At 56.0% G+C, this 14,996-nt stretch carries 12 protein-coding genes; 2 read left to right on the forward strand and 10 right to left on the reverse strand.

Annotated elements, in window-relative coordinates:
• Positions 1–230 precede the first annotated feature (230 nt).
• Entirely contained in the window at positions 231–1,373 is a 1,143-nt protein-coding gene (locus tag G9Q73_RS14045; RefSeq protein WP_177420327.1) for a c-type cytochrome, read from the forward strand.
• Positions 1,374–1,392: 19 nt separating this feature from the next.
• On the opposite strand, the gene G9Q73_RS14050 is transcribed toward G9Q73_RS14045, so the two are convergent.
• From G9Q73_RS14050 to G9Q73_RS14080, 7 genes are all read right to left on the reverse strand, one after another.
• On the reverse strand, positions 1,393–2,382 hold the full coding sequence (locus tag G9Q73_RS14050; RefSeq protein ID WP_177420328.1) for an AAA family ATPase: 990 nt from the start codon (positions 2,380–2,382) through the stop codon (positions 1,393–1,395).
• 91 nt (positions 2,383–2,473) lie between these two features.
• Positions 2,474–3,643 (reverse strand): DUF4350 domain-containing protein, encoded by a 1,170-nt coding sequence (locus tag G9Q73_RS14055; protein ID WP_177420329.1) that lies wholly within the window; start codon positions 3,641–3,643, stop codon positions 2,474–2,476.
• A gap of 1 nt (position 3,644) precedes the next feature.
• Positions 3,645–5,126: a DUF4129 domain-containing protein gene (locus G9Q73_RS14060; RefSeq protein WP_177420330.1), complete on the reverse strand. Its 1,482-nt coding sequence runs from the start codon at positions 5,124–5,126 to the stop codon at positions 3,645–3,647.
• A complete protein-coding gene (locus tag G9Q73_RS14065) occupies positions 5,113–6,102 on the reverse strand; it encodes a stage II sporulation protein M (RefSeq protein ID WP_177420331.1) in 990 nt (329 codons plus the stop codon). The genes G9Q73_RS14060 and G9Q73_RS14065 overlap by 14 nt, the downstream gene beginning before the upstream one ends.
• Positions 6,102–6,794, reverse strand: coding sequence for an RDD family protein (locus G9Q73_RS14070; RefSeq protein ID WP_369408903.1), 693 nt, complete (start codon positions 6,792–6,794; stop codon positions 6,102–6,104). Before G9Q73_RS14070 ends, G9Q73_RS14065 begins: the two co-directional genes overlap by 1 nt.
• A 9-nt stretch (positions 6,795–6,803) precedes the next feature.
• Entirely contained in the window at positions 6,804–8,000 is a 1,197-nt protein-coding gene (locus G9Q73_RS14075) for a BPSS1780 family membrane protein (protein WP_177420332.1), read from the reverse strand.
• Positions 8,001–8,087: 87 nt separating this feature from the next.
• Positions 8,088–11,690 carry a YCF48-related protein gene (locus tag G9Q73_RS14080; RefSeq protein ID WP_177420333.1) on the reverse strand — a complete coding sequence of 1,201 codons (3,603 nt, stop codon included), beginning with the start codon at positions 11,688–11,690 and terminating at the stop codon, positions 8,088–8,090.
• A 254-nt stretch (positions 11,691–11,944) separates the two neighbouring features.
• Between G9Q73_RS14080 and G9Q73_RS14085 the strand changes: the two genes are divergently transcribed.
• Positions 11,945–12,361: a desulfoferrodoxin family protein gene (locus tag G9Q73_RS14085; RefSeq protein WP_177420334.1), complete on the forward strand. Its 417-nt coding sequence runs from the start codon at positions 11,945–11,947 to the stop codon at positions 12,359–12,361.
• Positions 12,362–12,570: 209 nt separating this feature from the next.
• Here the strand turns inward: G9Q73_RS14085 and G9Q73_RS14090 are convergent, their stop codons facing one another.
• From G9Q73_RS14090 to G9Q73_RS14100, 3 genes are all read right to left on the reverse strand, one after another.
• On the reverse strand, positions 12,571–13,032 hold the full coding sequence (locus tag G9Q73_RS14090) for a DUF302 domain-containing protein (protein ID WP_177420335.1): 462 nt from the start codon (positions 13,030–13,032) through the stop codon (positions 12,571–12,573).
• A gap of 253 nt (positions 13,033–13,285) precedes the next feature.
• On the reverse strand, positions 13,286–14,008 hold the full coding sequence (locus G9Q73_RS14095; RefSeq protein WP_177420336.1) for an outer membrane beta-barrel protein: 723 nt from the start codon (positions 14,006–14,008) through the stop codon (positions 13,286–13,288).
• A gap of 163 nt (positions 14,009–14,171) precedes the next feature.
• Positions 14,172–14,996 (reverse strand): outer membrane beta-barrel protein (locus G9Q73_RS14100; RefSeq protein WP_177420337.1); only part of this gene is annotated, 825 nt, incomplete at its 5' end.

Consider the following 14,996-nt stretch of genomic DNA (forward strand, 5'->3'; position numbering starts at 1 on the left):
ACTATTTACCCTGCCTTATAAGCAGGGGCATAAGGGTTTCTGTGTACATGAATATAAACAGAAACCTACTGATCTAAATAGTTAAAAAAAATTATTATTAATCAACGCTATTACTTTAGTACTCTTCGTGTTCTTTGTGGTTAGATATGGGTTTCCGGACAGATACTGGTTACTTTAATATAAGTTGTTAATGAAACCACAATCAACGACTCCATTACGGGAGACAATCCATGAAAAACCTCATCCAAATGTTGGTAGTGCTGCCTCTACTTCTAATAATAACTTCTGAAGTATCAGCCGATCTCCCTCCCGCCTTTGAGGGGAGAAAGTTATATGTTTCTCACTGTCAGCTATGTCATGCTGTCGATGGAAAGGGAGATGGCCCTCTCGCAAAATCGATGCAGATCGATGCGGAGGATCTAACTACCGTAGTACGCTCCGGAAGTGATAACAACCTCATAAAGATCATCACGGGCAAGGGCCGACATGCATCCACCCACCGCATCAGCGCCAGCATGCCAAAGTGGGAAGAAGTATTCAGCGAGCATCAGATCAAAGCCCTGGTTGCATATCTACGCTTTCTCAGCAGCTCCAAACACGATCTTGTCGGAGATCCTGAGATTGGCCAACAGCTCTACCAGAAATATTGCTCAATCTGTCACGGTGTTGAAGGTGATGGAAAGGGTATCATGACGGAACTCTTGCGAATCAAGCCGATTGATCACACCAATCCATACAAGACTGACAAGCTTGACAATAAAGAACTCGCATCAAGCATTCTGGATGGCAGAGGAAAGTTTATGCCCGCTTTTCGCGGCGTTCTCAACCAAAACGAGGTCGACGGCTTAGTCAGTTATATACGGCTGCTTTACCAAATATGGGGGAAATTAGAGGATGGAGGATTAGTTATTTTGATGAGACCTCCCGCTGTGAAAACAGGAGAAGAAGGCAGCGACTCCCTGCTTCGTGACCCATCGTGCGAAAGCAAGGAGAATCTATCGGAAACAGGCAAGAAGAATGCAGTCAGAATCAGAGAGCAATTTAAATCCAGAGGCGTACCAATAGAGAGTGTATTGGCAAGCCCTGATTGCCTCGCCAAGGAAACTGCAAAAACTGCATTTGGTCAAGTTGAATCAGTGGAATTTCTATCTTTAATGGATACGCTTTCCGAACAACAGGCAGATTCGTACACCGCACAATTAGAACGTCGAATAGGGTCATATTCAGGCAAGGGGAACCTTATTTTGGTAACACACGAATTAAATATCAACGCCATATCTTTTCAAACTTTAGAGGAAGGATACTTTCTCGTACTGAATCCCATGGGCAAAAACGAGTTTGAAGAAATTGGAATATATAGGTTGGATAATTAGCGTGGGTTCCGGTCCGGTGTCATGTTCGTGGGGCAGCCACACTATCGAGTAGATCAGCGAGCACATCATCGGGCGAATAGCCTTCTATCTCCAGGTCGGTGGTCAGCCTGATTCTGTGCCGCAACACCGCAGTTGCTGCAGCCTTGACATCGTCTGGGGTAACAAAGGCACGGGATTGCAGAAAGGCCTCGGCCCGCGCCGCGCGCAGCAAGGAGATGCTGCCTCGTGGCCCAGGCCCCGCTTCGATGCCACTCCATTCACGGGCGGTGCGCACAATGCGCACCGCATAGTTGATAATCTGCTCATCCATCTCCAGTGCCGCCACATGCTCTTGCAGTGGCAGAATCTCCTCCGCCTTTAGCAGTAGGCGCACCGCAGAGGTGTCGAGTTGATCACCCACGGAGCCGACGGTGACCTGCTGCACCATCTGCTGCTCCTCCACTTCTCCTGGATAGTCGATGAAGACCTTGAGCAGGAAACGGTCGAGCTGGGCCTGTGGCAGCGGATAGGTCCCCTCCTGTTCGATGGGGTTCTGGGTGGCGAGCACCAGAAAGGGGCGAGTTAGATTAAAGGTCCTGCCCTCGATAGTCACCTGTTGCTCCTGCATCGCCTCCAACAGCGCCGACTGGGTCTTGGCCGGTGCCCGGTTGATCTCGTCCGCCAGCAGAAAATTACAGAATACTGGTCCCCGGCGTACCCGGAACTCCTCCGATTTCATATCGAACATGATGTGGCCTGAGATGTCGCTGGGCATCAGGTCTGGGGTGAACTGCACCCGGTTGAACCGGCCGCCCAGCGCAGCAGCCAAACTGCGCACCAGCAGTGTCTTACCCAGGCCTGGCACCCCCTCCACCAGCACATGGCCCGCTGCAAACAGGGCGATCACCACCTCATGAATCACCCGGTCCTGACCGATCACCGCCCGTCTGATTTCGGCTTCCAGTCCTCTGGCGCGGCTTAACAGCTCTGCTGAAATGCCGTTTCCGTCCGTTTGTTGTGAATCCACCATAAATTCAGTTTCCAATAAGTGGGTAAGTCGGGTTCGTGTAAGCCTAGCCCGATGGTTTTTGATTTTTTGGGTTACGCTGCGCTAACCCGACCTACATTTTTTTGCTTCGATGGCTATCCGGATGTAGTGCGGCGAGCAACTTCTGCAAGTTCACACTGGCCTGGATCATCTTCTGCTCCTCCACCGGCACAACATAGAGTGTCTCATAGACCGTCTGCGCAGATAGCCCTGCCCGCTTTCCAATCCACTGACAGCGCTGTTGTTGATCCAGACGTGCCAACTGAGGATGGCGCTGCAACCAGCGCTTCTCCACGATGCCGGCAGAGCGTTCCCGCAGTGCGACCGCACGATCCAGTTTCCAGAGATACTCACCCGCTGCCTGAAGATGCTCCAACAGATTTCGTCTGGGGTACTCACCCGTGGTCAGTATCGGCCCACTACGATAGGTCATACGCCATAAAGCCAAGAGCAACAGCAACAGCGCACTCAAAACGGTATAGGGGGCGCTTCGCCAGATCAGCGTCAGTAGGGACGGCATGTCGGCGCTGTAGAGCAGACGTACCGTACCCTGATCTTCCGTTAGCAACGCCAACAGCAGGGCGTGGTCACGCTCCACGATCCGGGTGTTGGTGAAGAAGCGATTATCACTGAGGATGGTCAGATAACCACGACCCAGCTGAAAACCTACCAGGTGGTAACTGTTCAAGCCCGGTACCAGCCAGTCGGCGTCATCCCTCTCTACCATCAACTCCCGACGGATATCGAACTCCACCTGCAGAGGCTCGTCATACCCGCTGTACTCCATACTCACTGGGCTGTCAGTTTGCGAATCTTCCTTATCGCTCTCCCCATACTCCACCAGACTGACCCCGAAAGACTCCAGCAGATGGTTGCCAGGTTCATCCTCATCCGGAGCCTTGCCAGGCGAAACGATCAGATGCCCACCTGCCTCAATCCACTCCAACAGCGCCGTCTCCCGTTCCGGAGCCAGGGATAGACCCAGATCCTTGACCAACAGCACCCCGACATCCGCATCCGGTTTGGTGAGGTATTCCCGACCCGAGAGACTTTTGACATCCCTCCCCTGACGCCGCAGAAAGAGCTCCGCCGCCAGGAAGGGGTTGCGTCTGGCCTCCGCTGACATCCCCAGGCGCACCTCCGTACTCCTGCGCTCAAAATTTTCAAGAAACCAGGCAGCCATTCCAGCAACAACCGCCAGGAGCAGCAACAGGACAAAAAGGATCAGCCGCCTACTCTTCATGCTACTCTCCGAAAACACGATCCCAATCCTGGCAAAGCGCCTCCAGTTCACCGGTGGACGGCAGACGGTGTCCGTATGCCATGCCCTGCCAGGCTGCCGTAAGTCGCCGAAAAAAGGCCGCACTGGAAAAATCCTGACTCGACTCCACCTGCAACAGACACTCACCCTCGGTGGCACCAATATTAATTTGCAGACGAAAACGAAACACCAACACCGAGAGTGCGCCACGATATAGCAGACTCAATGCCGCCCTTGCCTCACCGGCAAGCAATAGAATCTCTGCCTGGCGCACCAGATCCTCTGGTAGGGATTCCGCACGAATATCAAGTCCCGACAAAGTAACAGGCAGGGGTTGTCGGCGCCGCAAACCGGGTAGTTTGTTCAGGTTGGGCCAGTCACGCATCCGTGACACACGGTAGAGCAGAAAGGCGATAATCAATCCCGCACCCAGCCACAGCAGAAACTCACCCACCGTCGCCATGCCCCGGGTATAACCTTCGAAAAGATCGATCAACCACTGCAGCAGCCAGGGCACATCTTCAGCGGACTCATCCGTGTCCCCGACATACTCCCAGGAATCACGCATCTCACGTTTGCCGAAGACGTCATCCTTCAACACCTCCTGGATAGACTGCTGAACCGCATCCCGATCCGGCAATCCTGCAGCTATAGGCGGCTCACCGGGTAATACAAAACCCACCGTCATCAGCAGCAGACCAGCCACCAGGGAGGATGAAGGATGCTTGCCTTCCACTCGCTCAGCCAGGCGTTTGAAGCCAATCTCTATATCCCACCCCTCCAGTTCACTGCGACGGGTCAGGTAGATAGCGAAACCACCAGCCACATAGAAGGGCGCTATCAGCGACATTGCCAGTAGATTTCCGATGTGTTGCAGCCAGAGCTCGATACCCCCCCCAGAGGTAACCAGACTATCCATCTCAAGCCAGTTCAGTTCAGATGGGATCAACATCACCAAAAACACCAGAAAGGAGAGTTCCAACAGAATTTCGAAATTAATGCCGAAAAAGGTCAGCCAACCGGTCACATGCTGCCCCCGTCCCAGCACGGAGATACGCTCACGCCGTTCGCTGCCTTTCAACCCCTCCAGCAACGCCACCGGCATATTGAAGGAGCGGGCAGTGCCAAAACGCCGCCAGGTCAGGTTGGCGAACAGCTGGGGACGAACGACGCGCCACCAATGCTGCCGCATCTCGCTGAATCCAAGCCGCTCACCAAAGATGCGGCGACTCAACCAAAACAGCAGCGGTGGTTCATAGAGCGGTTTGAACCACCATGTCAGCAAAGCCACCAACATAGGTTCACTGAAAAACAACATCGCCACTACAAGATAGAGAGGTAACGCCGAAGCCAGCCACAATAACCAGAGACGCAGAAATTCGCTGCGGGCAAGCGCAAAACCCAAATCCGCCCCTTCCCAGGGCGTTCGCGGTCGCAGGTTGATGGTAATCCTAGAGAGATCCATGCCGTGACCTGCCGACAAAAACCAGATAGACAACCACCAGCGCCCAAAGCAGTACCGCTACGCCATATTTGATCGCAGCATCCAGTGTACTGGAGGACCAGAATGCTTCGACAAAGGCTGCCACCAACAGCATCAGCGCCGCCCCCAACACCAGTTTCAGCGCTTCGGCTGCCGCTGCCTTCAGTGCAGGAATACGTCTTCGCTGACCGGGGGCCAGCAGGGCGTGGCCCAGCATCAGACCCGCAGCACCGCAGATTACGATCGCGGTCAATTCAAAGGCGCCGTGACCGGCGACGAAGGACCAGAAAGTATCCTGATAACCCAATCGGGTGAGATGACCGGCAACCCCCCCCAGCACCAGGCCATTGAAGAGCAGCATGAAGAGCGATCCGACACCCAGCAGCATGCCGCCGGCGAAGGTGCGGAAACCGATACCTATATTGTTGAAGATGTAGAATCCGAACATCATGAAATCGGTCTCGGAACTGCGCGCCTCGGAGCGCCCCGGATGGCTGCCGACCGGGTCGTACATCGACTCCATCTCAGCCACCTGCCGCTCATCCATCAACGAGTAGATCATGTCGGGGTCGACATAACAGGCAAGACCCAGCAACAGGGCCGGCAAGAGAAACGATGCCAGTGCCAGGAAAAAATAGCCGCGATGACGCCGTAGCGCCCGGGGAAATCCGCCGCCGATAAAATTGAGTATGCGCCATAACCAGGCACCGCGCTGCCGATAGAGACGGCGGTGTCCCCGCAGCACAAGATGATGAAGCTGTTCCAGCAGTGCGGGACTGAACCGCCGACTGCGTGCCAGGGCATAGTGACTGCAGACCTGACGATAGAGGGTGGGAAAAGTGGCGGCACGCGCTTTATCGGGATTGCGTTTGCTTCGGGACAGTTCCATCTCATCGAGTAGTGCCCCCAGCTCATCCCACAGAGGCCTGTAGGCCTGTTCAAACGGTTCCTGGCGCATTAGCGTCCCTTCATCAACCAGTTGGCATATCCGTATATCCCGTCAACAGCCCGCTCACCCTTGCGCCCGGAAATTTCGCTCAGGATCTCTGCCAATTCGACGCGGCGTTCGGAGGATAGACCAGGTGCACGCTCGGCAAACGCCAATACGGCCTGTTGCTCCGACTCGGTCAGTTCCACCCCTGGCCTCACTGCGCTCCTGGAGGGCAGTTCAGATCGTTTTTCATAATTGTCCCGATAGACTACCAGCGTTCCCGCCGCCAGATCGCCCAACCGTTTGAACTCCCGATTGAACAGCATGCTCAACAGGCCAAAACCATACATCAGCGGCATGAAGTCAACCGCACGCAGCAGGTTACGGATGACCGAAGCGGATACGGTGACCGGCGTGCCGTTATCGTGGATCACCCAGATCCCCATCGCCTTTTTACCAGGGGTTGCGCCGCTCTTAACCTCAAACAGCACAGGATAGAACCACTCGATGAGAAAGAGGGCGATCAGGATGATCGCCACGCCAACCCCGCCAAAGTAGGAGAAGGACAAGCCGATAACGATATAGAGTACCGCGCGGATCGCCGCATCGATGGCCCAGGCGCTGGCCCGGACAAGCGGCCCCGCCAGGCGGAATTCCAACATTACACCTTCCGGGATCTCATACTGCCGGGTGGTGTCCACTTCCTCTGTTGTTACCACCGCAATATCCTATCGGGATTTGTCGAAATAGATATCCCGATAACTCACATAGATTGAGGCCACCATCATCGGCAACACTACCAGCAGACCCAATCCGAGAGGAATGACGCCCAGAATAAAAAGCACCATTCCCACGATACCGTAGACCAGAAACGGCAGGACATTTTTCAGACAGCCCCTGATGCTCAGCTTCATCGCATCCATCGCCTTCATACCATCCAGCACGACCAATGCAGGTGCAAACCAATAGGCCATCATCAGAGGTATGGCAAGGGCCATGACCAGAAGGAACAGCAGCAGTATGGTCGGAGACAAGATCATCGCCACCATCGCCTCGGGATTCTGCATCATCTCCGAATCACCCATAGTCGCGAACATGCCACCAGCGAATAGCGCAACGATCACCCCAAGCAACAGAAGGCCTGCCATGTAGATCACACCCACGAGTACCAGTTGCCCCATGTTGTTGGAGAATCCGGCGAACAGGTGGCCGAGTTCGAATTTGCCACCCTCATCCTGAGCTTGCGCACCCAACATAAATCCTCCCACTATCACCGGCGCGAAAAGATTGGTCAGGATGCCTCCGAGTAGCGGCACCAGATTGACCAGTATCATCATCACCAACCAGATTATCAGCGCAAGCACCCAGGCGAGCGGACTCTGTTTGAAGTGCCACCAACCCTTGACAATCCAGGCCCAGCCATGACCTGCCGGCACACTGATTGGCCCCGTTATCTCACCCCTTTCATGATCCACAAGATCCGCCTGTGGTGCAGCATAAGGATCAGTTTCATCTGTGCCGGCATCCGCCGCACTCGCCTGTTTCGCCAGATACTTGGCCACGACGACGCCGCACTCGAGACAGGTGCCATCCTCCACTCTGTCAGCACCACATTTGGGGCAGGGAGGCTCAGGCTGTTTTTCCTTCTCTTCTGCCTCCCCCGCATCCATGGGTTCAAGCGACAGCTGATCCGCCATCGGATCTATACGAACAACCAGTCCCGTCTGCTCCAGCGCGGCCTGATACTGCTCAGCCTGTTCCCGTGTCAGGTTTTTCTTAAGATCCACATCACGGTCGGTCTTCAACAGATGCCGCACCGTCTCTTTATCGACCTTGAAGCGTTCACTGAAGGCCACAACAACCTGCTCTGCCTCAGCACCAGACTGTAGCTGTCCGAAAAATACGACTTTGAACACTTCGCTCACTCTATCCACTCCATGATTTTGGGATGACTCCGTAGAGTCTAGATCAACAGATCCATATTTTAAGACAATGATTCACCAAATGGCGACTCATTCGGTTTCCCGTTTCGGCAGGATCGCCATTACCGCTTTACGATCTGATTCCGATGGTGGCCAGATGCCCCGTGGGTTGTCGGGAGACTGTTCACCCAGACTATTGACCCAGGCCTGAAACTCTTCCACCGCCGTCGCCATCTCCTGCTTGAGTGCCCCGGCCTGGAGAGAGAGGCTCTCTCCCTCCATCAACTCGTCGAAGAGTTCATCGAGTTTCCCGTCCAGCACCTTGGCAAACTTATCATCGTCACTCAACCAGCGCTCATTGAAATAGTGGATGGCGGAGAGGGCCACCATCGTGGGCTCTTTCACCTGCCGGCGCAGGCGGATACCGAAGAAACGCACCAGGTTGAGATAGCGTTTCACTCTCCTCGGCGTCGTCTGCCGGCCCATGATCCAGGGCAGCCATATCTCCAGCGCCTTGGTGAATTCGGGCGAATCCTCGCGCGCTTCGTTCTCCTCCAGCCGACCGGCATAGATCAGCGCACCTATGCCCAGGAGTGCCAGCAGCCAGACCAACCAGGGGGTGCTGCGCTCGGAGAGTCGATCCGGTGCGCTAAAGGCAGGGCCATCACTACCGCCGCGAAGCCACCGCCCCTGAGGATCATCCAGCCCGGATTGGGACGCTGTCGGCCCGCTTGTCTGCCCTGTCCCGGACTCATCCTCATCCTGCACCTGTTTGAGCAGCAGGCTGACCCTGGCGCCTTCGACCCCATAACTTGCCAGTTCGACACCCTTTTCCAGAACCTTTGGCTGGCCTTCCAACTCCAGTTTGAAACCTGGTTTCAGCCGCGCCTTTTCCTCGATCAGCCGTAGCGTCGTTTTTCCCGTTTTGATCTCATCGAGCGTCACTGCGCCCAGCGGCCAAGACTTCATTATCGGCGGCGTCTTGTCCGGAATGCTCATTCCGAACCAACTGCCGTAACCGACTGCCATGGCCAGGACCGCATAGGGCACAAGACGTCTGATCTGGGGTGCAAGATACCTGACACGGGTCAAGATAAACCGCAGATACCCTCTCCAGTCCTGATGAGGGACAGTTTCGACAGCCGGTTCCGCGGAATGCATCAGGGCTGAGGCAGCAGACTCCTCCATTTCCGGCATCGGCACTTCGATGTTGATCATCTTCTCCAGATAGTTACGGGCGAATTCGCGGCGCATCTCAAGGTCGTTTCCATCCTCTGGCGTCTCCCGCGCCATCTCTTCCGCCAACTCCTTGTACTTCAGCGCCACGCAGGAGATCACCCAGCGCTGGGACATGCCCAACACCAGAAAACATTCGCCGGAGGTAGCGAGAAAGTTCACGTTCTCCAGTATATCGATCAGGTTCTCTTTGCTGCAGCGATCCAGATCGTCGATGAAGATCACCATCTTGCGCGGCAGACACTGGGTGACGTCGCGAAACTCGTTGGCAAAACGCCCCCGTGCGCCGGGGTCGAGCCCTTTCCGCCCCCGCTTGTCCGGGTTGATCGTCAGCAGCCGGGCAGGATTGATGGCGAACCCCTTGACGCTTCGGAGCATTGCCAACAGCGGTGCCCCCAGACCGAAGATCGCCACCCAGGTCTCCGTCTTGGTTTCGATCACCGACTTGATGGGCTGGGCGATCAGATCACCCAACCAATCGCCATACGCCTTCCACCAGCTCTCAGGGTGCCGCAACAGATGGGCCAGTCCGTTGGCGATATCCTGCAGATGCTGCCGATAGTAGGCCACCGTCGCGCAGAAGATGACCAGGGCGATGGCGTAGAAGAACCAGTGACGCAAGCCGCGACGGGCAGCCAGGCGCAGGCGAAACTGCAGACCACCGCGTTGCAGCCAGCCGGGAATCGCCTGCTCCCGGATGTGGGCAAAAAGGGAGGCGAGCAGCTGTTCACCCTGTTGATGGTGCCAGGCGTTGAACCAGACCGGGCGGAACCCCGCCGTCCGCAATCGCCCGCGCAACAGTTCCATCAGCGAACTCTTGCCGCTGCCCCACTCGCCGGTCACCGCCAGGGTGAAGGGGGCATCAGTATTGCGGTTGTTGAGAAAGGTGAAGAGATCATCCGCCACCCGGTTGAGATCGAGTACATCCCGGTTCTTGTCCCCCGGCTGTAGTGGACGGTCGGTGGCCAGCATGTCCGCTACCGTGGTGCTACGGGTCTTCTCCGGCAGGGGACGCACCGCAAGAAAGGTGAGGAAGACGAGCAGGGAGACGACCAGACCATACCAGGGGGCCAGGTAGCGGCGGTATTGAACAGACTGCCGGTCACTGTTCTGATCTAACTGCAAGACAGTGTCACCCGAGGCCTGGGGGAACCAATTTTCACCTCCATCTCTGGTCGCCAGGATCTCACCGCCATCGCCAATCACCCACCCCTCTCTTCTGGCAGAAAACACAACCTTCACGAAGTCGGATACAGGTATGCCCAGTCGATTTTGTTTCCAGCCGGTGCCGCCGTCCTCGGTGGAAAACAGGATGCCGTCAGCACCGATCACCCAACCATTCAGGGCATCGATGAAGTGGAACGATGTGAGCAGAACACGGGTTCCACGTTTCAGTATCGTCCAGCTTTTTCCGCCATCACCGGTTGCCCTGATGCTCCCTTCATACCCCATCATCCAACCACGATCGGCGTCGATGAACTGTATGGCCTGTACAGACGACAGTCGCCCCTTGACTTCCATGTTCCGCCAGTCCTGTCCGCCATTGCCGGTGGCGAGAAGCTGGCCGCTATCGGTTACCGCCCAGCCGCGTTTTTCATCGAGAAAGAAGAAGGCGGTAATATCCGATGCTGTGCGGCCCCACGTCGTTCCGCCATCCCGAGTCGAGAGCAGATCACCACCGGAAACAAGCTTTTTCCCTTCCAGCACCCAGCCATGTTCCACATCGGAAAACTGTACCTTACGGAGCGATCCATCAACCCCACTCGTCTGGACAGCCCAGTTTTTCCCGCCGTTCCGGGTGACCAGAATCAACCCCCTTTCACCCACCACCCAGCCATTTGCCGCGTCGACAAAATGGACAGAGAACAGATCGGGGATTTTCTTTTCAACTTCAACAACCGGTTCGATAGCAGACTGAACCGGTGACGGCTCTACTGGCTCCACCTTGCCTGTCGGTTGAACCTCTTGTACACGCTGCTCCTGACTGACATCAGGCTCTGTCGGCTCCGGTACTTTTTTGGGCGGAACCTTCTTCGTCAGAGGTGGGCGCTTGTCCACCGCTGCATTGGCGGTTGAGATCAGGGACGGTAATTCCGGCTGCCATTGCAGATCACAGCGGTCTGTTACCTCCTCTGGAATCTCCGGCCCACCGGGAAAGGTCTGAGGCGCCCAGCAGTTGCCGCCATCGCGACTGTGAAGGATCAGCCCCTCACTGCCCACCACCCAAAGATGTGCGCCATCCGGCAGCACATACAGGTCGTTGAGACTCTGCGCAATGACCGGCAGACGTTTGAAGGCGTTCCGCTCAATGGGGTAAAGCAGGAAATCGATGCCGGAGGGTTCGTGAAAAACATCGTGATAGGGCTTCTGGGTCAGGGCCAGCCAGGAGACGGCGATGAAGGCGGCCAGCAGCAGGAGAACCGATAGCGCCCGCTGACGCGCACTACTCAGATTCAAACCTGGAAGTCGTAAACCAGGCTCAGAGGACGAAGGCGCCTCTTCCTTTTCAGGCGCAGCACTCACAAGCAGGTTCCACGACGCAACACAACCGTCCCCTCTATCCGATCATCCTATACAGGAAAATCTAGCACAGGAAACCACAATTAATAGATAAAATCATGGCACTGGGTTTCACCTATGATTGTGTGACAGGCGGGAGAAACCTCCCCCAAAAACCTACTCAAACATCCCAACAACTCTTGGAGAGCGTGATGAACGACCGCCGTCAATTTTTGAAGAACAGCCTGCTGGCATCCGCAGGCCTGGCCCTGGCCCCATTGAGCAGCGCAACCGCCGGCAGTATGGACGGCCTGCCTCAGGGCCTGATCTATACGCAAGCAAACCCCGGCATGTGGGGTAAAAAGGTGGGCGGTCATCTGCCCAGGGTTTCAGTGGATGGAGACAAGGTGGGCGTCTTCACCAAACACGGCATGTCTGAGAAGCACTTCATCGTGCGCCACACCATCGTCGCACACAACGGCAAGGTACTCGGCAGCAAGACCTTCTCACCGGAGGATGAGGAGGCCCGCTCCAGCCACACCATCCCGGCGGAGTATCGCGGCCAAAAACTCTACGCCACCAGCTTCTGCAACAAGCACGATATGTGGGTTGCTGAATTTACGGCCTGATCCTCACAGTCTTTTGCCTGATCCGCTACGCTTGATCATGCCTACGGCTTATTCGATTGAATCTCTGACGGTACCATCCAACAGCCCGGCAGGTTAACTCAATAACCTGCCGGGTTCGTAGGCCGGTTCAAGCTTGCAGAACCGGTAAATACCCGCTTGCTGTACCGAGTCTTTTGCCTGATCCGCTACGCTTGATCATGCCTACGGGTTTACTCGATTGAATCTCTGACGATGCCATCCAGCAGTTCAAGGATCTCTGCGGTCACCTTGTCCGCCTGACCTGCCAACAACTGACTGCGGTAGGCCACATAGACCTGCTCCGGCTCATCCACCTTGACATAGACCGCGATGGTAAAGGGGCAGATCACCATGTTTTCCGGGCTAATCTGGGTCATCTTATGGGAGATTACGGCACTGCAGAACTCCACTGATTCGGCCTTTTTGAAAACCTGCTTGTAACCAAGATCGGGACCTGTGCGATTGAGCATATCGCTGACGTGCAGGATGCCACTGACCAGCATTCCCCGCTCCTCGACCGCCATCTTGATATTGTCGATCACATCCTCATAAGCCTCATCCGCTTTGTAGATCATAACCGGATCAGAGGCGGCTCCCCCCGCGAACACCATACCGGCAATCGACAACATCAAAGCAAGCAACAGAATTCTCATACGCATTCTCCAGTTTTTACCAGCCGTTCTTCGGCGGCTTTTTACAGTCAAGGGTGGTCAGGAGACTAACGCCATCTGTTGCACTAATAAAGCCCAAAGATTCCAGATTCGGGGACAGCGGCACTGCGACTGGGGCCAATACAGGATATGACTACCGATTGGCTTTTACCCGGGCATTTACGCTTCCCGACAGCTTGTCCGGAAGTTGAGTTCGATCTGCTTGGGCTGCCGAGGATCGTATGCCAATAATGGGTCAGGGAAAGCGATATTCGACGCCTGCCGAGAGGAGTTGCACAGAGTCCCTGTCAACTTCATAGCGCTCCCACTCCACCCTCAGCGCCGTTTTTTTGTTGATATGGAACTTCACCCCTGCCCCAAATACCGGATCCACGCCCTGTTTGCTATCAAAGCTGATGGGCTGACCACCCACCTCGAATCGCGCATCGATATCTGCGTCCCAAAAAAACAGTCCCACCTTTCCGAATAGACGGAACCGCTGCGCCACCGGCAGCTCACCTACTATCGAGGCACTGATGCCCCTGGCGGAGTACGGATGCACCCTGGCCACATCGGCCACGAATGCATCGAGGTCGCCAAAGTTGCCGCTGATACGGGATGTCACCTGGCCGAGATCAACCAGGGCCGCCTCCACCGCCAGGTTGGGATTCCACTGATATCCACCGAAGAGTTTCCAACCGATGTCGGTATCGTCCAGAGTGGTAGTGGTGGAATAGCCCAGCGCGGCCAAGCTCGCATCCAACTCGGCAGCGTCGGCAGCGGATTTTGATGCCCCGACCGAGACTCCCATGTACCAGGGTCCATCATCAGCCTGGACGGGACGAGGAAACAGCCCTCCTCCCGTTAGCAGAAAGGCAAGCATCAGTGCCACGGGCAGTTGGGCTGAATTCGACGCCCGCAACGCCCCGGCAATCCCGAGCCAAGCCAGCAACAGCCACAGTTCCAGCCAACCAACCACCGCCCGCACCCACCATGCATCGGGACAGCGGCACTGCGACTGGGGCCAATACAGGATATGACTACCGATTGGCTTTTACCCGGGCATTTACGCTTCCCGACAGCTTGTCCGGAAGTTGAGTTCGATCTGCTTGGGCTGCCGAGGATCGTATGCCAATAATGGGTCAGGGAAAGCGATATTCGACGCCTGCCGAGAGGAGTTGCACAGAGTCTCTGTCAATTTCATAGCGTTCCCACTCCACCCTCAGCGCCATTTTTTTGTTGATATGGTATTTCACCCCTGCCCCAAATACAGGATCCACTCCCTGTTTGCTATCGAAGCTGATGGGCTGACCACCCACCTCGAACCGCGCATCGATATCTGCGTCCCAAAAAAACAGTCCCACCTTTCCGAATAGACGGAACCGCTGGGCCACCGGCAGCTCACCCACTATCGAGGCACTGATACCCCTGGCGGAGTACGGATGCACCCTGGCCACATCGGCTACGAATGCATCGAGGTCGCCAAAGTTGCCGCTGATGCGGGATGTCACCTGGCCGAGATCGACCAGGGCCGCCTCCACCGCCAGGTTGGGATTCCACTGATAGCCACCGAAGAGTTTCCAACCGATGTCGGTATCGTCCAGAGTGGAGGTGGTGGAATAGCCCAGCGCAGCCAGGTTCGCATCCAGCTCGGACGCGTCGGCAGCGGATTTTGATGCCCCGACCGAGACTCCCATGTACCAGGATCCATCATCAGCCTGGGCGGGACGAGGAAACAGTCCTCCTCCCGTTAGCAGAAAGGCGAGCATCAGTGCCACCGGCAATTGGCCGAATCTTCGACGCCCGCGCAACGCTCCGGCAATCCCGAGCCAAGCCAGCAACAGCCACAGTTCCAGCCAACCAAATCCACCGCCGCCCGCACCCACCACATCTCCTCCGGTTCCAGCTTTGGCGCTGACCATGACGTTGTCCGAGTCCTCGCCCGTGCCGTCGGACAGGGTCAGGCG

This window comes from endosymbiont of Lamellibrachia barhami, from assembly GCF_011947365.2.
Taxonomy (GTDB): domain Bacteria; phylum Pseudomonadota; class Gammaproteobacteria; order Chromatiales; family Chromatiaceae; genus QGON01.